Annotated in this window: 17 protein-coding genes; 13 read left to right on the top strand and 4 right to left on the bottom strand. The window is 56.7% G+C overall.

All coding sequences use genetic code 11. From position 1 onward, the window contains the following. The 4 genes from CAUR_RS00995 to CAUR_RS00980 all read left to right on the top strand — a co-directional run bounded on the left by CAUR_RS00995 (position 1) and on the right by CAUR_RS00980 (position 5,079). Positions 1-777, top strand: a complete 777-nt coding sequence (locus tag CAUR_RS00995; protein ID WP_012256105.1) for a metal ABC transporter ATP-binding protein — start codon at positions 1-3, stop codon at positions 775-777. Between the two features lie 20 nt (positions 778-797). Then, positions 798-1,673, top strand: a complete 876-nt coding sequence (locus CAUR_RS00990; RefSeq protein ID WP_012256104.1) for a metal ABC transporter permease — start codon at positions 798-800, stop codon at positions 1,671-1,673. Positions 1,674-1,685: 12 nt separating this feature from the next. Continuing rightward, a complete protein-coding gene (locus CAUR_RS00985) occupies positions 1,686-2,789 on the top strand; it encodes a metal ABC transporter permease (protein WP_012256103.1) in 1,104 nt (367 codons plus the stop codon). 745 nt (positions 2,790-3,534) lie between these two features. Next, positions 3,535-5,079, top strand: a complete 1,545-nt coding sequence (locus tag CAUR_RS00980) for a nicotinate phosphoribosyltransferase (RefSeq protein WP_012256102.1) — start codon at positions 3,535-3,537, stop codon at positions 5,077-5,079. 1,014 nt (positions 5,080-6,093) lie between these two features. Here the strand turns inward: CAUR_RS00980 and CAUR_RS00975 are convergent. Next, complete coding sequence (locus CAUR_RS00975; protein ID WP_012256101.1) at positions 6,094-8,382, bottom strand: sensor histidine kinase; 2,289 nt, start codon at positions 8,380-8,382, stop codon at positions 6,094-6,096. Positions 8,383-8,657: 275 nt separating this feature from the next. On the opposite strand from CAUR_RS00975, the gene CAUR_RS00970 reads away from it, so the two are divergent. The 8 genes from CAUR_RS00970 to fdhD all read left to right on the top strand — a co-directional run bounded on the left by CAUR_RS00970 (position 8,658) and on the right by fdhD (position 18,734). Continuing rightward, positions 8,658-9,143 carry a putative iron-sulfur cluster-binding metallochaperone gene (locus CAUR_RS00970; RefSeq protein WP_012256100.1) on the top strand — a complete coding sequence of 162 codons (486 nt, stop codon included), beginning with the start codon at positions 8,658-8,660 and terminating at the stop codon, positions 9,141-9,143. Positions 9,144-9,789: 646 nt separating this feature from the next. After that, positions 9,790-10,701 carry a DUF4349 domain-containing protein gene (locus CAUR_RS00965; RefSeq protein WP_012256099.1) on the top strand — a complete coding sequence of 304 codons (912 nt, stop codon included), beginning with the start codon at positions 9,790-9,792 and terminating at the stop codon, positions 10,699-10,701. Between the two features lie 409 nt (positions 10,702-11,110). Beyond that, the gene (locus CAUR_RS00960) at positions 11,111-12,031 is read left to right on the top strand and encodes a GGDEF domain-containing protein (protein WP_012256098.1); all 921 of its coding nucleotides are present in this window, start codon (positions 11,111-11,113) and stop codon (positions 12,029-12,031) included. A 114-nt stretch (positions 12,032-12,145) separates the two neighbouring features. Further along, positions 12,146-12,670, top strand: a complete 525-nt coding sequence (locus CAUR_RS00955; protein WP_012256097.1) for a type 1 glutamine amidotransferase domain-containing protein — start codon at positions 12,146-12,148, stop codon at positions 12,668-12,670. Beyond that, positions 12,667-14,082: a glycosyltransferase family 4 protein gene (locus CAUR_RS00950; protein ID WP_012660401.1), complete on the top strand. Its 1,416-nt coding sequence runs from the start codon at positions 12,667-12,669 to the stop codon at positions 14,080-14,082. Before CAUR_RS00955 ends, CAUR_RS00950 begins: the two co-directional genes overlap by 4 nt. Before the next feature lie 51 nt (positions 14,083-14,133). Then, positions 14,134-14,544: a hypothetical protein gene (locus CAUR_RS00945; RefSeq protein WP_012256095.1), complete on the top strand. Its 411-nt coding sequence runs from the start codon at positions 14,134-14,136 to the stop codon at positions 14,542-14,544. Positions 14,545-15,620: 1,076 nt separating this feature from the next. Continuing rightward, positions 15,621-17,861 carry an FdhF/YdeP family oxidoreductase gene (locus tag CAUR_RS00940; protein ID WP_012256094.1) on the top strand — a complete coding sequence of 747 codons (2,241 nt, stop codon included), beginning with the start codon at positions 15,621-15,623 and terminating at the stop codon, positions 17,859-17,861. Positions 17,862-17,876: 15 nt separating this feature from the next. Then, entirely contained in the window at positions 17,877-18,734 is an 858-nt protein-coding gene (gene fdhD, locus CAUR_RS00935) for a formate dehydrogenase accessory sulfurtransferase FdhD (RefSeq protein WP_012256093.1), read from the top strand. 93 nt (positions 18,735-18,827) lie between these two features. Here the strand turns inward: fdhD and CAUR_RS00930 are convergent, their stop codons facing one another. The 3 genes from CAUR_RS00930 to CAUR_RS00920 all read right to left on the bottom strand — a co-directional run bounded on the left by CAUR_RS00930 (position 18,828) and on the right by CAUR_RS00920 (position 23,816). Next, a complete protein-coding gene (locus tag CAUR_RS00930) occupies positions 18,828-19,649 on the bottom strand; it encodes a hypothetical protein (RefSeq protein WP_012256092.1) in 822 nt (273 codons plus the stop codon). A gap of 31 nt (positions 19,650-19,680) precedes the next feature. Next, on the bottom strand, positions 19,681-21,216 hold the full coding sequence (locus CAUR_RS00925; RefSeq protein ID WP_012256091.1) for a (Fe-S)-binding protein: 1,536 nt from the start codon (positions 21,214-21,216) through the stop codon (positions 19,681-19,683). A 1,757-nt stretch (positions 21,217-22,973) separates the two neighbouring features. Then, entirely contained in the window at positions 22,974-23,816 is an 843-nt protein-coding gene (locus CAUR_RS00920) for a mesaconyl-C(4)-CoA hydratase (RefSeq protein WP_012256090.1), read from the bottom strand. A 304-nt stretch (positions 23,817-24,120) separates the two neighbouring features. On the opposite strand from CAUR_RS00920, the gene CAUR_RS00915 reads away from it, so the two are divergent. Further along, positions 24,121-25,488 carry a CaiB/BaiF CoA transferase family protein gene (locus tag CAUR_RS00915; RefSeq protein WP_012256089.1) on the top strand — a complete coding sequence of 456 codons (1,368 nt, stop codon included), beginning with the start codon at positions 24,121-24,123 and terminating at the stop codon, positions 25,486-25,488. The last annotated feature ends 186 nt before the right edge of the window (positions 25,489-25,674 follow it).

The following is a 25,674-nucleotide window of genomic DNA, read 5'->3' as shown; positions in this document are numbered from 1 at the left end:
ATGGAAGTTGCAGTTGACATCAAAGATTTGACCGTTGCCTACGGTGATAAACCGGTTTTATGGGACGTTGATCTTCAGGTTCCCCGTGGCGTGTTGATGGCGATTGTCGGCCCCAATGGTGCCGGCAAGACGACGCTCCTCAAAGCCATGCTAGGGCTGGTCAGACCAGCAGCGGGAAGTGTGCGTGTATTTGGCCGGCCATACCACCAGCAACGGCATCTGATCGCTTACGTGCCGCAACGCAGCAGCGTTGATTGGGACTTTCCGACGACAGTGCTTGATGTGGTGTTGATGGGACGCTACGGACATCTCGGCTGGTTCCGTCGTCCGGGCCGGGCTGAGCGGGACGCGGCGCTGGCCGCCCTTGCCCAGGTCCAGATGGCCGATTTCGCCCATCGCCAGATCGGTCAGCTTTCGGGTGGTCAACAGCAGCGTGTCTTCCTGGCCCGTGCGCTGGCACAGGCGGCTGAAATCTACGTGATGGATGAACCGTTTCAAGGCGTTGATGCCGTGACCGAGCGCGCCATCATCAACGTTTTACGCGACCTGCGAGCTGCCGGCAAGACGGTTGTCGTCGTGCACCACGATTTGCAGACCGTGACCGAGTATTTCGATCACGTTGCGCTCATTAACGTGCGGCGAATTGCTGCCGGCCCGGTTGCCGAGGTCTTTACCGAGGCGAATCTGCGGGCAACGTATGGTGGTCGTCTCGCCCTGTTGCATACACCCACCGACACTGCACCCGCTGCCCGGCCAACCCCGGCACCAGGCGATTGATCAGCGTAACCGGAGCGGCTATGGAACTGTTTACCGACTACACCTTCCGCAATGTCACCCTGGGGGCAATGCTGATCGGCGCGATCAGTGGTTTCCTCGGCAGCTTCGCGGTTCTGCGCCGTCAGGCATTGCTCGGCGATGCAATGTCACACGCTGCGCTGCCCGGCATTGCGCTTGCCTTTCTGATCACCGGTCAGCGCGATCCATTCTCTCTCCTCATTGGCGCTGCCGTTGCTGCCCTGGTGGCGGCACTCTGGTTGCTGGCGGTCGTGCGTACCACACGCATAAAAGATGATGCTGCGCTGGCCCTGACCCTGGCCGTGTTTTTCGGGTTCGGCCTGGTTTTGCTCTCGTATTTGCAACGGCAGCCTCACGCTGCCCAGGCCGGTTTGAAGAGTTTTCTCTTCGGGCAGGCGGCGGCATTGATCGAGCGTGATCTTTGGGCCATGCTGGCTATCGGTTTACCTGCACTTGCCCTGGTCCTGATCTTTTGGCCCCAGGTGAAGCTGATCAGTTTCGACCCCGATTTTGCCCGTAGTCTCGGCGTGCCGGTGCGTCGGTTTGAAGTGCTGCTGACCGGGATTATCGTCGTGGCAATCGTGATCGGCCTGCAAACGGTTGGCGTTGTGCTGATGAGTGCAATGCTAATCGCGCCTGCTGTGGCCGCCCGTCAGTGGACAAATCGGCTCGAATATATGGTCGTGCTGGCTGCCGGTTTTGGGGCACTGGCTTCGCTCATCGGGGCGTGGATCAGCACCCTGGGCGAAGGTCTGGCCACCGGCCCGCTGATTGTGCTCGTGATGAGTCTGTTCACCATGATCTCGCTGCTGCTGGCTCCTGAGCGTGGCCTGATCTGGCGTCACATACGGCGCCAGCGAGTGATCGCCTTTGATTGAACGAGGTAGCGCATGAGTCCTCAACTTGAAGTGCAATTAATTGCGGTGATCATTGCGGCTGCCTGCACGCTTCCCGGTGTCTTTCTGGTCTTACGCCGGATGGCGATGCTCAGCGATGCCATCAGCCATACCGTGTTGCTCGGCATCGTGCTGGCGTATCTGATCAGCGGCAATCTCTCCTCGCCGCTCCTGTTTGCCGGCGCTGTTGCGATGGGCGTACTGACAGTATGGCTGGTGGAGCTGATGAGTGGCAGTCGGCTGATGCACGAAGATGCGGCGATTGGTCTGGTCTTTCCGGCGCTATTCAGTCTGGCGGTTCTACTCATCTCACGCTTTGCCGGCAATGTTCATCTCGATACCGATAGCGTCTTGCTCGGTGAACTGGCATTTGCGCCCTTCGACCGGATCGAACTCTTCGGATTAAGCCTGCCTCGTGCGCTGGTGGTAGGTAGTGGGACGCTAATGCTCAATCTTATCCTGCTTGTGCTCTTTTACAAAGAGCTAAAACTGGCAACGTTCGATCCGGCGCTGGCGACCACGCTCGGTTTCGCGCCGGCTCTGATTCATTATGGGCTGATGACGAGTGTCTCGCTGACCGCAGTGACCGCATTTGATGCGGTTGGTTCAATCCTGGTGATTGCATTGATGGTGGCGCCGCCGGCTACGGCATATCTGCTCACCGACCGTCTGCCGCGGATGATCCTGCTCAGTGTAGCGATTGGGATTGCATCTGCACTCAGTGGTTACTGGCTGGCCCGCTGGTTCGATGTCTCGATTGCCGGCACCATGGCGACCATGACCGGTATCGCCTTTCTGCTGGCGTTCCTGTTTGCGCCACGGCGGGGAATTGTGGCCCAACGTCGCCAACAGCAGATCAACCGGGAACGGTTTGCACTTCAGATGTTGACGCTCCATCTGCTCAATCACGAAGGAACCCGGGATGCCAATGTTGAGTGCCATCCGCGCCATCTGATCGAAGAGCTGCACTGGCCGGCGGCCTTCGCCGGCGCGATTGTACGGCAGGCCGAGCAACATGGGCTGGTACAGCGCCGCGGGGATATGCTGGTCTTGACTGAACAGGGTCGGTTGTTTGCCGCTGAAGCGAGTGTCAGGTAGTGGTGTATTGCTGGTACCTGCTATCCGACCATCACCCTGACACCGCACCTGAGCGATGTCCCATCGCGGGCCAGTGTGCTGTGCTGGCCCCCAGGAGTGTGTACCTCCGGCGCGCACCGACACTGCCGTTGATCACCACCCACTACGTGCTAGACCAGCAATATCCCTTTCCGCCTAGCCATCCGCGTGTCGCGTGTTTGAAGGACAGAAGCCATACTTCCGCATCAGTCATGCTCCACGCCAGGTGATATGACCTGGTTATCAGGCGAAGGCATGATCTGCGCCTTCTGGCACTTATTTCACAAAAGCTGTACGGTCGTGCTACCCGACCACTGCACAGGTGCATGAACGCTTGCCAATCACCAACGATAGTATATCCTGCTCCCAGTCTGCCGGTATGGAAGCGAGGAGGGCTGATGACCATTGCCAGTGCTATCACGCGTTGGATTGGGTGCCTTACCCGCCTGGCATACACGTGTCTCAGCGTTTGGAGTGCGGCAGCCATGCTGCCGCGCCAGCCGTGCTCACGATCCAGCGCGTGGCACATCGTTGACCCGGCTGGTTACGAGGATGGTGTGTGTGCTCGTCACAATCATGGAGTCGGTCGGCAATGAATGAGATACCTCCTGGTAGATGTTTTTTGGAATAGGTTCTAGCACGCTCACCCGCTATCCTCACAACTATTGACAGCACTGCCCTGCGCTGGTATATTAGTGTATAATTTACACTATACAGTGAGGCTTGTATGAACAACGTCCAACAGCGTACTGCTACCGGCATCCTCTTCACCGATCAGTATCAATTGACAATGGCCCAACTCTATTTTCGGATGGGCATTCACGAACGCATGGCGCAATTCGATCATTTCTTCCGCCAGCCACCCAACTACGGCTTGCACGCTGCCGGGTACTGCATTGCTGCCGGTCTGGAATGGCTCCTCGACTGGATGGAGACGGCATGCTTTGGCCCTGCCGAGCTTGAAGTGTTGCGCAACCAGCGGAATCGGGTCGGTAACCCGATCTTCGCCGAAGATTTTCTGACCTACCTGAGTCGGCATGGTCATTTCGGTGGGATGACGCTGTGGGCCGTCCCAGAGGGTCGAGTAGTTCATGCCCAGGCGCCGATGACGATTGTGCGTGGGCCGTTGCTCATGGCGCAGATTTTGGAAACAGCGCTGCTCAATCATCTCAATTACCAGACACTGGTTGCTACCAAAGCCAGCCGTATTCGCGAGGCGAGTGGTGCCAGCACGGTGCTGGAATTCGGCCTGCGTCGCGGCCAGGGGATGGGAGCCAATGCCGGCACCCGTGCCGCGCTGATCGGTGGCGCCGATTTTACCTCGAATGTCGGTCTGGCCCATACTGTCGGGCAGACCGCCAAAGGGACACATGCCCACGCCATGGTGCAGGCATTTCTGGCCCTCGGCATGAGTGAACTTGACGCCTTCCGTGCTTACGCCGAGGTCTATCCCGACGATTGTCTGTTACTGGTCGATACGATTGACACGCTGAACAGCGGTCTGCCCAATGCGATTCGCGTCTTTGAAGAGTTGCGGGCGAAAGGCCACAAACCAGTTGGTGTGCGTCTTGATTCGGGTGATCTGGCGTATCTGGCAATTCAAACGGCCTTGATGCTTGATCGGTCCGGTTTTCCCGATACCGTTATTGTGCTTTCCAATGACCTCGATGAACTGGTGATCTGGCAGATTCAAAGCCAGATCGTTCAGGAAGCGCCGCGCTACAATGCCGATGCCAATGCTATTATTCGCCGTCTGGTGTACGGTGTTGGTACACGGTTGGTGACCTCACATGGTGAAGGGGCGTTGGGGGGAGTCTACAAGCTGGTAGCGTTGCACGATGGACGCGAATGGCAACCCGCAATTAAGATCGCCGAAAGTGCGGCCAAACTGACCAATCCCGGCCTGAAGCGGGTCTGGCGATTGTACGATAGTCGGGGCAAGGCCACCGCCGATCTGATTGCACTTGAGGACGAAGACCCGACCCAGGAAGAACTGATTCGGCTACGCCACCCTAGCGATCATGCCCGTCAGCGGGTGGTCGTCCGTGCCGAACTGACCGGGATTGAGCCGTTGCTTGAGCCGGCAATGCTGGCAGGCCGGCGTCTGATCGAGCCACAACCAATCGAGCAGATGCGGGCGCGGCGGTACGCCGATGTTGAGCGGCTCGATCTTGGGGTGCGACGCATCATGAATCCGCACATCTATCACGTCTCGCTCAGTCAACGGCTGTGGGATATGAAACAAGAGTTGCTCAACCGCTTTCAAATGTAGCACCGGTTGTGAGCATTGACGTGAAGGTGATGCACAGATACTCATCGTGTGGAAGCATGGCGTTCGTCCTGTTATCCAATCAGAGCGTATACCCTTTACCTCGCACGTAGATTGCAGATACGAATGCTGTCATAAGTGAGATGCTACACTGGCAGGCTGGAATTCATCACACGCCAGCCGCCGATGAACCTGGCCTGTAGGGGCGACGCATGCGTCGCCCCTACGACGCCGACGACAACCAAACGACTTTGCACGTAGATTGCTGCTACGAATGCTGTCATAAGTGAGATGCTACACGGGCAGGCTAGAATTATCACACGCCAGCCGCCGATGACTCTGGCCTGTAGGGGCACGGCATGCCGTGCCCCTGCGCCGCTGCCGCATGCCGTGCCCCTACGCTGCCGCCGCATGGCGTGCCCCTGCGCCGCATGCCGTGCCTCGACGCCGCCGCATGAGTCGCCCCTACTGCTCGCTGGTGGCACACCTGGAAACGCTTCAGCACCAGAATTACACCTGCAAGACTTGATATGATGTAGACACAAATCTCTACTGGTAATCCGCTCCTGGTGTGCTATACTTACAGATGGCGCCGACGTATGACGGGCCGTCGCTGGGGTTTAACCCCAGAGGAACTTCCCGACTCCCCGCCCACCATCGTGTGGAAGGTCGCCCCGCGAAACAGCAAGCGGGGGCACCGGTGGAGTAATCTGCCGGTGACGCAAGACGGCAACAGAGAACAGTCCCGCCGGATTTCCGGTAAGGGGTGAAACGGTCGGGTAAGAGCCGACCGGCGTCGGCAGTAATGCCGGCGGCCAGGCGACTGCGCCGACTGATGGGGAGCAAGGTGCGTGGGGCGGGCCAAGGGTGGGAGAATACATTGCTGATGTTCGTCGAACCACCCCGTTCGCTCGCATCGCCGCCACGACGACAATCCGGGTAACGCCCGGTGCGTTAGGAGTGGCCGCTGCCCGGCAGCGAGAGAGATGACGGCTTAGAACAGAATCGGGGGTACGGTCATACGTCGGCCTCTGCCCCAACAGTACGCGATACCGGCACAACTGGCAGGTCGCAAAAGAAGGTCGATCCTTCGCCGGGTGTACTCTTGACCCCGATCTTGCCGCCCATGTGCTGGATCAGCCGCCGACAGATCGCCAGCCCCAGACCAACGCCACTGACTGAATGTCCATTCTTTTGCTTGACGCGCTCAAACTCCTCGAAAATCCGTTCCTGATCGGCAGGGGCAATTCCAATGCCGGTGTCGCGCACGCTGATGCGTACCCACTCACCACGAGTCTCGGCTTTGATCTCAATCAGTCCTTGCGGACGATTGAACTTGATCGCATTACTCAGAAGATTGATCAAAACCTGTTCGAGACGACCCGCATTGGCTTGAATCATTGGTAAGTCAGGTGGAATATTGACCATCAGATGAAGCTGATGTTCGCGGATCTGCGGTTGCATCTGACCAACCACATTCTGAACGATAACCGAAACCGGTACCGGTTCGATATCGATGATCAACTGACCGGCTTCCATCCGCGAGAACTCAAGAATATCGCTAATCAGGCGCATCAGATTGAGACTGGCCTGGCGCATATAATGCAATGTCTCCTGGACTTCCGGGCTTAATTCACCCAGGACACCACGGCGTAGCATATCGGTGTAGCCGATGATGGTGGTAAGGGGAGTACGTAGTTCATGACTGACGGTGGCCAGAAAGCCGGTTTTGAGCCGATCCGCACGTTGCACCTCTTCGTAGAGCCGAATCCGGATGAGTGCATCGGTAATCAATTCGCCAATGGCAATCACCAGCTCGGTAAGGGTTGGCGTCATGCTCTTAGTTTCACTCGAAGCCAGGCCCAAAATGCCTGCCGCATGTTGATCGTGGCGCAGGGGGGCCAGTAATAACGATTGCAGCCCTTCTTGCTGCATGGTTTCAGCCAGTGGATCGGTGACAGTGAGTTCACTCAAATTGATCAGTTCGGGTCGGCCATGTTGAATACGCTCGATCAGGGCACTGGCGGCGACCCCGCTGATTACCTGATCGTGTAATCGTCCATAGCCTGCCGTTGTGTAATCAATCGTCACATGGATGTTCTGCGCGTTATCGATCAGACCAATCGATACCCGTTCCCAATGACCTTCCTGCACGATAATGTGCGCAATCGTCTTAAGCAGGGTGGATGTCTCTTGGGCGGTGTTGGCGCTGCGGGCGATGCTGTTGATGAGACGCAGGGCTGCAATGTGGCGTGCGCGCTCTTGTTCGGCACGCATACGCTCACTGACATCGCGGATCAAAAGCAATGAACCGGTGGTAATTCCAGCCGCCGATTGGAGTGGGCGGAGGCGCACTTCAATCGCCTGTGTGCCATTTTCGCAGATGACAGGCCGGGAAGGGCCGGTAACCGGCGTGTTGAGTAACCGCTGCAAATCCCGTTCAAACGGCGAGTTGACGATCAGGCTGGTTAAGGACCTGCCGATCCAGCGCCCCTGTTGGATACCCAATAGTCGTGGCGCGTGCTGGTTGATTTCAGCCACCAGGCCACGGCTGTCGAGCACAATTAAGCCATCGGGCAGCCCGGCAATCACCTCCTGTTCGGCCAGTGGTGCCAGATCGTAAAGCTGATAGCGCATTGTCGTGTACATCGCCAGGGCTGCGGAAATGAGGAGCAGAATCGGTGTCGGATCGTCATTCCACGGCACCTTGAGGCCGCTGAGAAAGGCGATGTTCCCGACTGCCGGGATGAGGGCCGCTGCCAGCATCAGCCGGGAATGGTAGCGGTGTACCGGTGGTGCATGTGCCGAGGCCCGGAAGAGGATGATAATGCCAATTGCCAGACAGACGTAGGCGTAGATGCTGTGAAACCAGAAGGCCGGCCCACGGGTGACCGAGAGCCAGAGGAATGGTCGTGACGTATCGGCAACAACCGTAGACCACCAAAGGTAGTGCAGGTTGTTGGTAAGGGCGAAGATCAGTGCAATCAATTCGGGGATAAAAATACCGCGCCGAATCCGGCGATCAACGCGCCACCATTCGCCAGAGTATGCCAGTGCGATTAAGAGCCAGCATGGCCCAATCAGCACAATGCCCACATTTTGGAGTAATGACCAGAAGAGCGTCCCTTCAAATGTCGTATCGGCGATGCTCAACGCATGGCAGAGATTCCACCAGGCAATCGCTGCCAGCAGGAGCGTGAAGGGGCGTCCTCCGCGATAGTAACGACGTTGCCACATGACAATCGCCAGCCCGGTGGCAATAATTGCCGGGATGAGATAGATCATCACGAAGGGAAGAGCCGCCATGCCTGTGCTCCAAATCGAGAGTTCTCTCGCGTATGTGTGGTGCAGAGGGCACACCTCTGCTCTTCATCACCTGTGCTCGAAGAACTGCCCTTTCCGGCAATGGGATTGATACGTTGCTTATTGTACTCCAAAACATTGAACGAAGAAACACCAAATCCTTACACACAATCTGCAAGATGATATGCTTTTTCACTATCCATCACCCTTGACCTTCCAGTTGCTGGAAGGTGTATGGTGTTGTTGCGATCAAACAACACCTGCACGAGAGGAATGGTATGACTACACCATGCGAGTGCTCGCCGACAGAATCGGCTACATGTGGCTTGAATACCCCTCGGCGACAAACTGTATCGTGTCCGGTGTGTGGTGCATCCGGTAAACGAGTAGGCTTGCAGACGGTGAAGGCATTGGTATCGATTAGCCTGCGCCAGGTTCAGGGGTCATCCTTCTGGTTTTGCCGTTCACAACACTGCCCGGTGGTCTATTTTGCCGCTGATAACGGTCAAACGCTGACCGTAGACCAGATCCGTGAGCGGGTGTATCAGAAAGAGCCTGAACGACCAGATGTGCTGGTATGCTACTGTTTTCAATATCGGGTAGGCGATATCCAACAGGCTTCGCCAGAGGCGCGGGCAGCGGTGATTGCTGACATTAAAGCCGGTATTGCCGCCGATCAATGTGCGTGTGATGTGCGCAATCCGCAGGGATCATGCTGTCTGGGGAATGTGCAGCAGGTTGCGAAGCAGGTTAAGTTGACATAATCTTGTGTCATTTCCTTGCTAGCCGAAGTGCCGGATCGACGATTTGCACGATAATTGCCCTCCGTCTTCTATGCTACTGCGCATCATTGCCAGGGACATCCGCGGTAGATCATCCAACGGTGCCGGCAGCGTGGCACCGATGTGGCTTTCCGTAGAGTTGGCTTCCAGCCTGTGCCAGTGCATCACCTTACCTCGTCCTGTTCCAGCCACTCATTCCATCCATTGCGCACGACGCGACCGCCCGGTATGACCATTACCAGCAGGTGTACCGCTACACCACGCGCCAGATCGTAAGCACGACTGCTGCGGCAGCCATGCTGCCGCACTCCAAACCCTGCGCCACACGCAACCCTGCCTCGAACCGGAATCCATGCCAGCGTGTTATCCCGCAAAGCACACGCAACTGAAAACGTTCCAATATGCGCCTGCCTCGAACCAGCATCCGTGCGGGCGTATGATCACATGGCGTGCGTAGCGGAAACGCCGGTGCCGCACATCCGTGCTCAGGGGCAGGGCTGGTGTGATCGAGTGGATAGCGTGCTATGTCTCATAATGCCAGATTTGATATTATGAGGAACTTTAGCCGTCCCGTCCACGTCCATCTTTCAAAGGCAATATAACACACTTGCCGTGCAGGAGGATTAAGATGGACAGGCTAAAACGCTTCAGGGTCGCATTCGTCATCGGAATCATCGTACTACTGGTTGGTGGCGCTGTCGTGTTGTTTGGTCAGCCTGGAGCAATGATGTCGGAACAGACATCGTTTGTGGCGATGCCAACACCTGCACCGATGTTGAGCGGTGCGCCGGTTCCTGCCCAACGAGATACCGCTTCGTTTGCCGGTGGTGTAAGTAGTGGAGAATCGGCGATAGGCAGTGAGGTGGCTGTGCAGCGTCTGATCATCAAAAACGCCTCCATCGCTCTGGAAGTCGCCGATGTTCTGGCTGCCGAACAGGCGTTACGGCAAAAAGCAGAAGCGCTTGGCGGCTTTGTTGCAAGTGTCGAAACGTACGGAAGCGGGGAAGACCTGCGGGCAACGATTGTCTTGCGCGTGCCGGTTGAGCATTTTGAAGCGGTATTGCGTGATGCAGAGGGCCTGGCCAGTAACGTGCTGCGCCGCAGTGTCAGTGGCAGCGATGTCACTGAAGAATACGTCGATCTGGAGGCACGGTTGCGGAACCTTGAAGCGACGAATGCCCGTCTCCTCGATCTGCTCTCTCGTGCCCAGAATGTCAACGATGCGCTCATGGTAAATCAGGCACTTACCGAGATCCAGGAGCAGATTGAGCGGATAAAGGGTCGGATGCAGTATCTCGAACAGAGCGCGGCAATGTCAACTATTACGGTTGAACTCCTGCCGGTACCGCCACCAACCCCGATCATTGAAGAGGACGCCTGGCAACCGCTAGAGGTGGCCCGCATCGCTCTGCGCAATCTGATCCAGCTCGGCCAGACTCTGGCAAATGCTGTGATTGTGTTCCTGGTCTGGACGCCGGTCTGGTTGCCGCTCGTCTTGATCGCTGTCTGGGCACGGCGCCGGTTGTCGCAGCGAACGTAAGGTGAGAGGTTGAGACGTCGGTCCATGTTCCACCATGAGTCACGTATGTACGCAGCAACAGAGGCGACTGCCTGGTCGCCTCTGTTGTTATGCAGAATGGAGTCTGTTCATCTCTGAACAATACAAAGCATGGCACGCGATGCAAGACGTACCTTGTCGCCACTCCTCGTTCGCCGTATCCCGCGTATAGTAGGGGCGGGTTCAAAACCCGCCCCTATAAAGCACATTCATCTGTAATCATCAACACAGTGCCCATCGTTCATCGTAAAGGGTGTGGATAATCACGGTTTACCGCATATTCGAGGCATGGCTTCACCATCCGTAGGAGCGGTTTCAAAACCCTCCCCTACTTGTCGGTCGTGGCGAGTTGTGCTATCGTTGTCATAGCTCATAGACTGTGGGGCATTGTATGGCATCAGCCGTTTCGTTTCTACCGATTATCACGACTGATAACGCACTGATCACTCAACTCAGCGCCCGCCTGGGTTCTGGCTGGCAGATAGTACCGGCTTCCACAGTGACACCCGGTCAACCTAACTTGATCGATCTGCGCGAGCAGATACCTGAAGGGCTGGCAGCTTATGCCGAACAGGTACCACTGGTTGGAGTGGTGGTTGATACTGCTGGCGCTGCTCACGTATTGCAGATCGGGGTGCATGAAGTATTGACCGTCGCCGAGTTACAGCCTTTGTGTCTGACGCGGGCCATCACGTCGGCAACCATCCGCTGGCAGATTGATCAGACCCGTCGCCAACACCTGGCTGAAGCCCGTGCGCAGGTGCAGGCATTGACAGTGCGATTGCAGAACGAGCAGATCCGCGATCCGCTCACCGGTCTGTATACCCGGCGTTATCTTAACGAGACGCTTGATCGCGAACTGCGTCGGGCCGACCGTGAGCAGATTGTGCTGAGCGTTGCGCTCATCGATATTGACCAGCTCGAACAGGTGAACTGGCAGTTTGGTCGTGCTCTCGGTGATGCCGTGCTCCAACATCTGGCCGGCTTGATTGGGCGTCAGGTGCGGGGTGGCGACATCTTTTGTCGGTATGGCAGTGATGAATTACTTCTGGTGCTACCGCGTGTCATGCCGGAAACGGCGTTTCAACGTGCCGAGCAGTGGCGGCTGTCGGTAGCCGAATCGATCATTCGCCCCGGTACCCTTGATCTTCAGGTGACAATTTCTATCGGATTAGCCTCGTTCCCGCGTGATGCACGAAATGCCGTCGAATTGATGAGTCGCGTCGGTGAAGCCTTGTACGCAGCAAAGGCGGCTGGTGGCAACTGTGTGCGGCAATGGCCGGGTGCTGACAGGTTGTTGTCGCAAGCCTGATGCCTGAAGACAGAAAAAGTGCTGTGCTGGTTGAGACCGGTCTTTGGCGCTTGTCTGAATAATGAATTATCCATGGGTATAGATAGACTCTTACACTGACAAGGGAGAACCGCTATGCGACTGGCAGGAAAACAGATCGCTATTCTGCTGGCAGAAGGGGTAGAAGACCTTGAGTTCTACGTGCCGTTGATGCGCTTGCAGGAAGAAGGGGCAGAGGTGTTGGCCGCCGGACTTGATCTGCGCCCGGTGCGGGGGAAGAATGGGTTAGAGATTACGCCAACCACGACGATTGCTGAATTGCGCGCCGATGATTTGTTTGGTCTTGTGCTCCCCGGTGGTTGGGCGCCTGATAAATTGCGTCGCTATCAGGTGGTAACCGATCTGGTGCGGGCAATGGATGCCGCCGGAAAGGTGATCGGGATCATTTGTCACGGTGGTTCCATCGCGATTTCTGCCGGTATCGTGCGTGGTCGTCCGGCTACCGGCTCGACCGGCATTAAAGACGATCTGATCAACGCCGGTGCGCTGTGGGTTGATGAAGCCGCATTCCGTGATGGTCATCTGGTATGGGGGCGGGTTGTCGCCGATATTCCGGTCTTCTGTCGCGAGCTGGTGGCGGCATTGGTGGAACGAGCATGATGTTGCGTATTGCCTACTGTTCACCGGTCAATCCGGCTCCTTCAGGCATCTCCGATTACAGTGAGGAGCTGCTGCCGTATCTTGCACAGTATGCTGCACTGACGCTCTTCGTTGAAGATGGTTTACGGCCAACCAATCCTCATCTGGCGAAACACTTCCCGATTAAGCCGATTCGCCAGCTTGAACGCATGGCCCGGCGTGGACAGTTCGATGCGATTATCTATCACATGGGCAACAGCCCGGCCCACGCCGGTATCTGGCGGATGGCACAGCGTGTACCCGGCGTGATTGTGTTGCACGATTTTGTGCTCCATCACTTCATGCTCTGGTATGCGGCCAACGTTCAGCGCGATGTCCAGCGCTATGTAGCCATGATGCGTGCACGCTACGGTGCCGACGGTGACCATATGGCGCAACTGATGATCCGTTCGCGCTTCAGCGAAGCTGCGTTTGCTTTTCCCTGCAACGAAGACGTGTTAGCGGCAGCCAAAGCGGTGATCGGTCATAGCCATTACCTGTTGCGGCGTGTGACCGCAACCCGTCCAGACCTGCTCTGTGGTTACGTGCCGATGGGGGTGCCACTGCCACCGTTGATCGACCGGATTGCTGCGCGGCAGCGACTCGGTTTACCACTCGATCAACCGCTACTGGCCAGCTTTGGCCATATCAACGCCTGGAAGCGGATCGAACCAACCCTGCGCGCCGTGGCCGGGTTGCGTCGTGAAGGCATCGATGTGCATTGTCTGCTGGTTGGCTCGGTGTCGCCAAATTATGACCTCAAAGGCGTTATCCAGCGTCTCGGCCTGCAAGAGGCGGTGACCGTCACCGGCTATGTTGCGCGGGCTCAATTTGAGGATTACGTGGCTGCTACCGATGTCTGCCTGAATTTACGTTATCCCACTGCCGGCGAAACCAGTGCCAGCCTGCTTCGCCTGCTCGGTGCAGGGAAGCCAACCCTGGTAAGCGCCGTGGATGCGTTTTGCGAATTGCCCCCCGATGTAGCGGCGCAGGTTGATGTTGACGAGAGTGAAACCGACCTCATTATCGCCTATTGTCGGCGTCTGCTCACCGATCCGGCGCTGGCAGCCGCACTGGGGGCACGGGCGCGGGCTTACGTCGCTACCGAACATACGCTGGCCGGTGCAGCACAGGCGATGATCGAGTTTCTGGCGAAGGTGTATGGCTGGGCGCCACCACAGCGCATTCGCCCTGATCCGCTTTGGGATCCGACACCGGTGGTTGAAGCAGAGACAACACCGTCGCCCCCATCACCCCAACCTGCCGCACCGGCGTCATTGCTGTTGCAGACAGCGGCTCAGGCGATGGCCGAGATCGGGTTGACTGAAGATGATACCGGCGCTTTGCAATCGGTGGCAACGAAGATTGCCGAGTTGCAGGGGAAGCATCCGTAACGAGCCATGTGTGGTTGGTCTGATGACCGACTCGGTACAGGAGATAGCTTCATGCGGGTTGTGATTCGAGAGGTTTTGAATGTCGGCGGCTTCTTTGCCGGCGAGACCGTTACGCTGGCGGTACAACCGTGGCCGGATCATGGGCCAGAGCAGACGATCACGATTGACGATGCGGCATTCGTGAACATCACTGCTCGCCATTTACTAGCACCGGGTATGGTGCTCGACCTGCTCTTTGCCGGTGATCGGGTCGAACAAGCGACATTGCTCGGTGCCGCCGATCATGCCGGTTTACGAACTGCACTGCGCCCTCAACCAATCTCCCCGACGCCGGTTCCGCGGGTACTCAGTTTTCATTGCCCGCATTGCAATCTCTGGGTACCGGCAAGCGGTGATCCGTCGGGGTGTGGGATATGTGGCACGCCGGCTCCGACGTTGTCGCTCGCCGTTCAGTCTACATAAGAGACCATTGGTTCAGTATAAGGGTCATCGTTTCGGTTATATACGCGCGAACCACCACAACACCACTCTCCTCTCCAGCTCGCAGCGCTGGCAGACCCAGGCCAGGAGCTGCTCCACCGGCAGCGGCAGCGTCCAGCTCGTCGCCGCCGCAACGGCATGCACTGAATACAACATCAGCTCTCGCCGCCCGCGGGTGGGACGCCGCTGCCCGTGCGACCATGTCTCTTCCCCGACCAGCACCAGCAAGAGCGGGTGGCTTCCCTGAGAACGTCCGACTGGTGCGTGGTAGCTGTTTCCCGTCGATCCTCAATCAAATACGACTCATGCGCCAGACAGCGCTTCAGCGTCATGCGGATCAGGCACCTGTTCAAGATTGCTTCATCAAGCCGTGACCGACTGAACAGGCGGTAGAATACCGTTCAGTTCGCGTCGTGCAATCCCAGCGCGAGCAACACCTGCGTGACGGTATGTCTGGCGAACGCAAACAGGTTACCAACCAGCAGTGCCACGGCCCGACGACGTGGCCGCTCCTAACGAAACGCCGGTCGGTGTGCTGTCAGGAGTGTCTGTAAGGTTACCCGCAACGCGGGTACGGTGGTTTGGGGGTGGGGTCCTGCTACATAGCGTGCCGCCTGGAAGGTGATGGTGGTTCCTGTTGATTACTCACCATACCAGCCTGGCCTGTCACATGCAAGCTCCTCCCAAAAAGGGCCAAAGTCCAGGTGCAGCAACCACGCTGCCGCACGCCACACCATGCGACACATGCGTAACGAGCGGGCAAGGCAACCAGTCCGGCACGCAATAGCACCGGAGATGATTGTCAGCCCTCCTCGCTACCTACGGCAGCCTGAGCGCAGGATATGCTGTTGGGTAATTGGTAAGCGTGCATGCGTCTGTGCGACCGTCTGGGAGCGTAACCGCACAGTTTTTATGAAATAAGTTCTAGTTCTATGCGTTGGTCACACTATTTTGGACGCCGGATAAATATTTGCTTCGGCAAACATACCCACCGTGCGCGTATTTGCTGGTACAATACCCTTAATATCCCCTCACAAGGCAAACCGCGAGGAGGCAGTATGAAGCGACGGGGCTGGAATCCCGCGACGTGGGTCAGTCTGGTACCCAACGGTTTAGGCCACGTCAAACCGAACCACTATTGGGAGATCGTGCGTACTATTTGGGAAAATCGCGACAATCTCGGCAAAGCATGGCGTATCTTGCACGAAGGTGTATGCGACGGCTGCGCGTTGGGAACAGCCGGGTTGCGTGATTTCACAATGAAAGGTGTGCATCTCTGCACGGTGCGACTCAATCTGCTGCGCCTGAACACGATGCCACCGCTCGACATTCATCGTTTGCACGATGTAGCCGACCTACAACGCCTGAACGGACGTGAACTGCGTGCTTTGGGCCGTCTCCCGTACCCGATGCTGCGCCGACGCGGCGAAGCCGGGTTTCGGCGGATCAGTTGGGATGATGCGCTCAACGAGATTGCTGCCCGGTTGCGTAACACCGATCCGCACCGGATGGCGTTTTACTTGACATCACGCGGGATTACGAATGAAACCTACTACGTAGCGCAGAAGGTGGCGCGTTTTCTCGGCACGAACAACGTTGACAACGCCGCCCGGCTCTGCCACGCACCGAGTACCACGGCGATGAAGCAGGCGCTAGGGGTAGCTGCATCAACCTGTAGCTATCGTGATTGGATTGGTACCGATCTGCTAATCTTCATCGGCAGTGATGCGCCGAACAACCAGCCGGTAACGACCAAATATCTCTACTATGCCAAACAACACGGCACCCGTATCCTTGTCATCAATCCTTACCGCGAACCGGGACTGGAACGCTATTGGGTGCCAAGTGTCTTTGAAAGTGCATTGTTTGGCACCCGACTGGCTGATCGCTTCTTCCAGATTCACACCGGTGGTGATATTGCCTTCCTGAATGGGACCCTCAAGCACCTGATCGAGCGCAACTGGCTGGATTGGGACTTCATTTCAGCGCATACGCGCGACTTTGAGAGGGTGCAGGTGGCACTGGCTCAGCAGTCGTGGGACGATCTGGAGCGGGCGAGTGGGGCAACGCGCGGCGAGATGCTGGCCTTCGCCGAGGCGCTGGCTCAGGCGAAGAGTGCCGTATTCGTGTGGAGCATGGGCATTACCCAGCACGAGTACGGGGTAGAGAATGTGAAAGCGATTCTGAATCTGGCCCTGGCCCGTGGCTTCATCGGACGTGAGTATTGTGGGGTGATGCCAATTCGCGGCCACAGCGGGGTACAGGGCGGCGGTGAGATGGGGTGCACCGCTACCACCTTCCCTGGTGGTAAACCGATCACACCCGATACCGCGCACTGGCTCGGCGAACAGTGGGGATTCGCAGTGCCGGCATGGAAAGGGCTGAGCTGCGGTGACATGCTCGATGTCGCCTACAACGGCGAACTCGATGTCTTCTACGCGGTGGGTGGGAATTTTCTCGACACGATGCCCGATCCCGCTTACATTCGTACCGCGCTGGCTCGACCGGCACTGCGCGTACACCAGGATATTGTGCTCACCACGCAGATGCTGGTTGAACCGGCAGACACCGTCATCTTGCTACCGGCGGCCACCCGCTACGAGCAGCGCGATGGCGGAACCGAAACCTCAACCGAACGCGAAATCATCTTTTCACCGTACATTGCCCCACCACCAGCCGAGGCGCGTAGTGAGTGGGAGATTTTGCTGAGCGTGGCGGAACGAACGAAGCCAGAACAGGCGCATCTGATCCATTTCGCCGACGGTCAGCAGATTCGGAATGAAATTGCCCGCATTGTCCCTGAATACAACGGGATTCAGCATTTGCACCAGACCGGTGATCATATTCAATGGGGTGGGCGCATCCTGTGTCGCGATGGTCGGTTCGGTACACCCGATGGAAAAGCGGTGTTCACACCGCTGAAGCCACCTGTAACTACCTTACCGCCGGCTATGTTCGTGCTAAAGACCCGCCGCGGCAAGCAATTCAACTCGCTCATCCACGATGAACGTGATCCACTCAATGGTGCGCTGCGCGATGACGTGCTCATCAACCCTGTTGACGCGGCCACACTCGGTGTTCGCGAAGGGGACTGGGTCATCTTGCGTTCAGCAGTTGGTGAAATGCGGGCACGGATCAAGTTTGCACCGCTCAAATCGGGCAACATCCAGGTCCACTGGCCGGAGGGTAACGTCTTGATTGATGCCCATCAGCGCGATCCAGGGGCGGGTGTGCCGTCATACAAGGCGCTGGTCAGCATCCATCCGATCACTGAGGCGGTGCTTCAGGAGCAGCGCTAACGCGGGGCATACGGCATGATAACGCGAGCAAGCACCCGGCGCCGCACGATACTGAAGGTACGCGATGGGCGCTGGCAACAGACAAAAGACACCGTCGTTGTTGAAGAACCGCTGGAGATTCGCCTGGCTACAGCGGGCAATCCGCAAAGTACTGCGCTGGCGACCGTGATGCGCACGCCAGGCGCCGATGTTGAACTGGCCGCCGGATTTTTGTTCGGCGAAGGGATTGTACGAGATCGCTACGACATCGTGACCATTCGCTACTGCGTTGACGCCGATCTCGATGAAGAGGCGCGGTTCAACACTCTGATCGTTACCCTGCGGCCAGAGCTTGACCTCAACCTCGACCATATCCGCCGACTCTTCTTCGTCTCGTCATCGTGTGGGGTGTGCGGAAAGATTTCGCTGGAAGCCCTGCGGTTACGCGGATGCACACCGCTTATCGATGACCCGACCCTGCAAGTACGTTGCTCGGTGCTGGCCGGAATCGATCAACGGGTGCAACAGGCACAGGAACTCTTTAGTCGGACCGGTGGCTTACACGCTGCCGCCCTCATCTCGCTTGACGGTCAGATCCACGCTCTTCACGAAGATATTGGTCGGCACAATGCCGTTGACAAATTGATCGGCGATCACCTGCTCGGTGGTCGACTGGAACTGCTGCGGCAATCAGTTTTGCTGGTGAGTGGTCGGGCCAGCTTCGAGATCATGCAAAAGGCACTGATGGCCCAGATTCCGATTGTCGCCGCCGTCGGTGCACCCTCGACCCTGGCGGTTACCCTGGCCCAGCATTTTAATATGACCCTGATCGGCTTTCTGCGGGGAAGCTCGTTCAACATTTACGCCGGCGCCGGACGGGTGGAGGAGGGGTAGAAACAGCTTTTGCCCGCGCAGACAACACCAGGCTTCCTCGTGTGTAGCGGGCAACACCCCCGTCTGCCAGGTGTTGCCCGTTGAAAACATCAGCTACGCAATGGTACGCGCCATGCGCCGTCGGGTTGCGTAGAAGACCGCCAAAAAGTTGTAGACCATGTGGAACAGGTAGGTGAAGGGCAACAGGGTGAACAAGGCCAGACCGAGCAGGCTGTGAACATACACGATACCGGGGACGAGTTGCAACCGGGCCAGCAGTTCTGTCCAGATAATGCAGAAGATAATTGTCCGAATCAAGACCCGATCAAACGGTCGCCGTCCAGGAGTACGGATACGATGTGCGGGAGGATCAATATCACTCACCACTGCGCCACTCCATCTGCGGAGTAAAACCGTCATCAGATGAAGATTACCAATAACGGCAAAAATGACTGCCACCCAGGTAATACCCACAAAGTAGGGAGCAAAATCACCGAAAAGAAAGCGTGATTGTAGCTCTTCTCCATTGCCGAAGATGATCGCCAGCAGATTGGCCGGCGTATAGTTGAAGCTGTGCTCAAGGTGTAACGCCACATCCGGGATCGGTCGACCGAGCAAGATGTTTCCGAAGACGATGAGTGCCGAAATCGAGTACCCGATCACCTCGGTGATAATCGCAACGTGATAAGCCAGGTAGCCGCGACCCCAAACGGGATTGGCACGACGATAAAAGTGCTGATACGGCCCAAACAGAACCGCAGCCAACGACTGCCAAAAGCCCAGGCGTGGCGGTGGCGACTCGAATGTTGGTGATATTCCCCGAAAACGGCGCTTCGTCAGTAATGCCATAACGAATCGGCCCAGGCGCAAGCCAACACCGACTACAAAAATGGTCATTGCAATTGGTGCAACAATATTCAGTAACGTGATAAGCATAGGACACCTCTACTTACGAATAGCGAACATACTAATCGGCGGTAATTGAGCGTTGTTTTGGTGCGGTCACGACTTCACGCCAGGCCCGTAACAGGTCGTACACGTGAGGATGATCCTTGCTGAATCGTCTGACAATATCATCCTGCTCAAGCCAATCAAGGAGGGCTGGAAATTCGGGAAGCTGCATCAACATTGACAGGCGACCCTCAATACTGTGCGCAACGAAAAACTCGTGATCACGATTCTGTAATTCGGCCGGAATGCGCATCCGATCCAGTTCACCGCGTTTGGCAAGCGCCTGCTCCATTGCGGCATACACAACCTCAAACAACACCAGTGCCATACGTTCGCCTTGCGGGGCCAGGCCGTAGGTCTGACAGGTATCTTCCAGTGACAGCGTACACACCACGCACGGTGATGTCACGTATGTGGCATTGGTGGCGCGAATCTGGTTGGCCTTCAGCACCGAAATCTTGCGACGAGTCGCAGTGTTTTCCGGTAACCGCATCCCACCGGCACCACCATTGCAGCAATAATTATGCTCGCGGTTGGGTGTCATCTCGATAAAATTGTCGGTGACGAGATTCAGTAATTCGCGGAACAGATCGCCCAGGCCAGAAAGACGGGTCGCATAACAGGGATCGTGCAGCGTCACCTTCAGATGAGTCTTTTCAACCGGTAGCCGTCCCTGCTTGATCAAATCAAGCATCAGCGCATCAACACTAACAATCGGATAGCGGAAAGGCCGGCCCAGGGTTTCAGAGGCTTCGGCGTAAAGGGTGCGGGTATCGCAGCCACACTCTACGAGCAGAATGTTCTTCACGCCCAGCCGATCCGCTTCCTGTTCCCAATCTTCTAACATTTGCTTTGAAAGGTTATGATGCACAGCAATATGGTCAATCTCAGTGCCGGTATCAATCACATAAGGCGAAATAGTGTAGCTGACACCAGCCGCATTCAGAATTTTGATAAGTTTAATGCCGTAATCAGGAATTTTCGTATTACCGGCTGCCGGGCACACAAAGAGCATGTCAGCCCCAGGCACATCAACCGGCACCTCCAAATCCTCACTACGCAAAAACAGGCCGACGCGACCGATGACCTGGGGCATGGTTAACCCAAAACTATGTCGATGTCGATCAGTATTTTCGATAATTGACCGAATGGTGGGATTGGCGAGGCTCAGACCGGAATCGGCGTATGCGGCGCGGGCCAGGCGAACAATCCGGCGAATACTAATCCCGGATGGACAGGCCAGGGTACAACGTCCACAGGCAGTACATGCCCAGAAGTATTGCATATGTTCCCGCAAATCGGCGACTGTGGGAGTTGGCACTAACCCCAATGCACCCCCAATGCGCCCCTCCACCGTCATATAGCGATGATAGATCTGGCGAATCAGACCGGTCTTATACGTGGGATGAAGTTTCTCATCACCGGTCACCAGATACCATGCACATGCCTCGCCGCACATCTTGCAATCCATGCAGGCTTCGAGGTTGACCACATCCTCGGCAGTCAGGTTGTGGCGCAACGAATCGACGAACGCTTGCATCTCCGGTTCCATGCAAAGCCCTCCTCACGATGGTTTTGATATCCAAATGTGTCAAATGCGATTGATTGAAGATGGGAATTGGTAACAGGACGAACATGGGTAACGCACTCCCCCTCAGCGCAGGCCGAGAAATGGTTCTGATAAATGTCACCCCGATAACGTAATAACCAGGAAAGATGTATAAGGCATCAAAATCAAGTAATTTTGTGTACTAAAAAATGTTTTATTAAAAACATTTTCTTGCTATTGTTTTTATCTGTTTATTCATATCTCAAATTGCGATGTTTGAATTATAATCATTCCCTCAGAGAATATTTGTTAAGATATAACAACCCGGAATTGTCGCATGATCCATCTGTTATCAATCAGCACAACGGTGCGGCGTATAGCGCATTGCAAAGGGCAATAATCGGTTTCGCAAACTGGTGCCCACGTTCACAATATTCCGCAGGTATTTACTCATCGATGCTGTCTGCGCTTGAACACGTTGCGGAGGAGGCGAAATCAGCGGGATATTCCAGGATATTGTGATGCGGCGTAAGGCGTGTTAGCCCGCACATTTTGTCTGCCCTGGACTCAGGATTGCCCGCCAAACTTCGCGCCACGTGCATCACGAGCGGGCAAGGCAACTAATTCAGCGTGTGATTGCTGCTGCGGCAGCCACGCTGCCGCACGCCAAACTCTGTGAAAGGGGTTGTGCTTGCTTGCACGATCAGTAGGGGCGACGCATACGTCGCCCCTACTCGTCATCATATCAAAGATGGCAGCATAATGTGACACACCAGCCAACTCTTGCCTTGATACTGTACCTGAACGAGGCACTGCTGGACGCCAGCACTAGTAGGGGCACGGCATGCCGTGCCCCTACCGCTGCACCGCCGACAACCAACCAGTGCTCGCCAGTAGCACTTCTGAACGATACACGTTGTTGAGAACGATGTGGGGTCAGACTAGAACCTATTTCAAAAACATCGACGAGAAGGTATCTCATTCATTGCCAACCGATTCCATGGTCGTGACGAGCACACCCGGCGTCCGCGTGACCAGCCGGGTCAACGGCGTACCACGCACCGGGTCGTGAGCACGGCTGCTGCGGCAGCATGGCTACCGCACTCCAAACTACGCGCCACGTGCATGCCGAGCGGGCAAGGCAATTAATCAAGCGTGTGCTTGCAGTGCGGTAGCGTGGTTGCCGCACGCCAAACTACGCGCCACGCGCATCACGAGCGGGCAAAGCAAGTAGCACCTGTTTCACCATTACTGGATGATGTTGTCAACGGCGTGCCACACGTTGGGTCGTGAGCGCGGCTGCTGCGGCAGCATGGCTGCCGCCCGCCAAACTACGCGCCACGTGCATGCCGAGCGGGCAAGGCAAGTAGCACCTGTTTCATCATTACTGGATGATGTTGTCAACGGCGTGCCACACGTTGGGTCGTGAGCGCGGCTGCTGCGGCAGCATGGCTGCCGCCCGCCAAACTACGCGCCACGTGCATGCCGAGCGGGCAAAGCAATCAATCCTACGTCTCATTAGACCGGAGATAGTCGTTAGCCCTCCTATCTCCTATCTCCTATCTCCTATCTCCTACCTCCTATCTCCTATCTCCTACCTCCTACCTCCTATCTCCTATCTCCTATCTCCTACCTCCTACCTCCTATCTCCTATCTCCTACCTCCTATCTCCTACCTCCTATCTCCTACCTCCTACCTCCTATCTCCTACCTCCTATCTCCTACCTCCTATCTCCTATCTCCTCCCTCCTCCCTCCTCCCTCATCCCCCCAACTCAACCGTCGCGCTGAGCGCCGTTGCCCCGTCAGGTCCCTGTGCTTCCAGATCGATGCGGTCGCCGTTGGGGCGGGCCAGCAGGCGGAAGGGGGCCAGATCGAAGAGTGGCGCCTGGCTGCGGAACGAAAAGCCAACAATCGGGCGGGATGTATGGTGACGGGCCAGTTCCATTAGCAGGACTGCTACCAGGGGGCCATGCACGACCAGGCCCGGATAGCCCTCTTCGTGCTGAGCGTATGGCCGGTCGTAGTGAATCCGATGCGCATTGAAGGTGAGGGCTGAGAAGCGAAAGAGCAGACGCGGATCGGGCACAACAGTACGGGTGATTGCATCGTGTACCGGTGGTAACTCTACCGGTGTGGGGGCCGGCACCGGTGCCCCCGGCTCACGGTACACGATGTCTTGCTCTTCTTCGATACAAAGCATCTCATGTTGGTATATCTGGTAGCCGACCGTCACAAATGCCAGCGGCCCGCTGCGACCGCTTTTTTGAGTGATGTTGCGGATCACACCTTCACGACGCGCCGGTTGGCCGATGCGCAGCGGGTGATGAAAGCGGATGCGGGCACCGGCAAACATGCGGCGTGGATAGGGTATCGGTGGGATAAAGCCGCCGCGCTGCGGATGACCATCACTGCTGAGCTGCGACTGTGGGGCACGGGGCAGAAAGTAAAACCAGTGCCAGAGCGGAGGGAGCGGACTATCCGCAGTTGGTGCTCCCGACGGCGGCTCAAGCGTTGCGGCTGCGGCAATCGCCTGGGCCAGACAAATATCATCTTCCACCTGCTCAGTACGCCCAATCCAGGCCATCCAATCCGCGCTGCTCATGGTCGGTTGACCTCCTTGTTTGCAATATTGATACGTTTGGTACGTGGAACAGGCCTATTATACTATGCATAACCCACGTATAACCATCGCAAATTGTGCAGGAGGTGCAAGTATTTACTTACATTAACTCACAGTTAACTCTTAGAAACTGACAATTGCGCACGTTTCGCTTTTATGCTATGGTATGAATACACGACTCCATGATCCATATTCTGGATGAGCCAGGGCGGCCATGGTGGCCTCATGCTTAGCCAATGGTGGCTGCGGGTATTCTTTTTGTTTACGGCAAGGAGAGGGAAGAGGAATGGCAAAAGCGTCACGCCTGACCAGATCAACCGGTCAGCCAACGGAGGTGTCAGAAGGACAGGTCACCGGGACAAGCGAGATGCCCCCCACAGGAGAAGAACCATCAGGACACGCAGAATCAAAGCCGCCGGCCAGTGATCCGATGAGCACACCGGGCACCGGTCAGGAGCAGTTGCCGTTGAGTGGCATTCGGGTCATTGATGTAGGTAATTTTCTGGCCGGCCCGTATGCTGCTTCCATCCTGGGTGAATTCGGTGCCGAGGTGCTCAAGATCGAACACCCGCTGGGTGGCGATCCGATGCGTCGTTTCGGCACTGCAACTGCGCGCCACGATGCAACACTGGCCTGGCTGAGCGAGGCCCGTAACCGTAAGTCGGTCACGATTGATCTGCGTCAGCAAGAGGGCGTTGCGCTCTTTCTGAAGCTGGTCGCCAAATCCGACATTCTGATTGAAAACTTTCGCCCCGGTACGATGGAAGAATGGGGCTTGAGCTGGCCTGTTTTGCAGGCGACGAATCCCGGACTGATTATGCTGCGGGTGTCGGGCTATGGTCAGACCGGGCCGTACCGTCGGCGTTCGGGGTTTGCCCATATTGCCCACGCTTTCAGCGGCCTCTCGTATCTGGCCGGGTTCCCCGGCGAAACGCCAGTCTTGCCGGGAACGGCACCGCTCGGCGACTATATCGCCAGTCTGTTCGGGGCGATTGGGATTTTGATCGCGCTGCGCCACAAAGAGCAGACCGGACGCGGGCAGTTGATCGATGTCGGGATTTACGAAGCGGTCTTCCGGATTCTGGATGAGATTGCCCCGGCTTACGGTCTGTTCGGCAAGATTCGTGAACGCGAAGGGGCCGGGAGTTTTATTGCTGTTCCGCATGGCCATTTCCGCTCGAAGGACGGCAAGTGGGTTGCGATTGCCTGTACCACCGACAAGATGTTTGAACGGCTGGCCGAAGCAATGGAGCGCCCGGAACTGGCTTCGCCGGAACTGTACGGCGATCAACGCAAACGGCTGGCAGCACGCGATATTGTGAACCAGATCACGATTGAATGGGTCGGTTCGTTGACGCGCGACGAGGTGATGCGGCGTTGTCTGGAGAAGGAAGTTCCCGTTGGCCCACTCAACAGCATCGCCGATATGTTCAACGACGAACATTTTCTGGCTCGCGGCAACTTTGCCTGTATCGAAGCCGAGGGTATCGGCGAAGTGGTGGTTCCGAACGTGATCCCCAGACTGTCAGAAACACCGGGACGGGTGACCAACCTCGGCCCACCGCTGGGGAATGCCACGTATGAGGTGTTGCGCGAGCTGCTTGATATTTCTGCCGAAGAGATCAAGCGTCTGCGCAGCCGCAAGATTATTTAGCCATCCCGATCACAAGTTGCTACCTTGGTCACCACAGAGACACGGAGGACACCGAGGAACGGGTATAACCTGACTTACTGCCTTGAGGCGTGACGTAGTGCGTCGATGGGAACTGGATGCTACCCAAATCATGCAGGTACGTCACACGGTGTTATGCGCAACGTCGTGCTGTTCATCCTGAAGGTC

The organism is Chloroflexus aurantiacus J-10-fl, assembly GCF_000018865.1.
In the GTDB taxonomy this organism is placed as follows: Bacteria; Chloroflexota; Chloroflexia; order Chloroflexales; family Chloroflexaceae; genus Chloroflexus; species Chloroflexus aurantiacus.
Note: the sequence above shows the minus strand (reverse complement) of the source record. Positions and strands in the feature narration are given on the sequence as shown.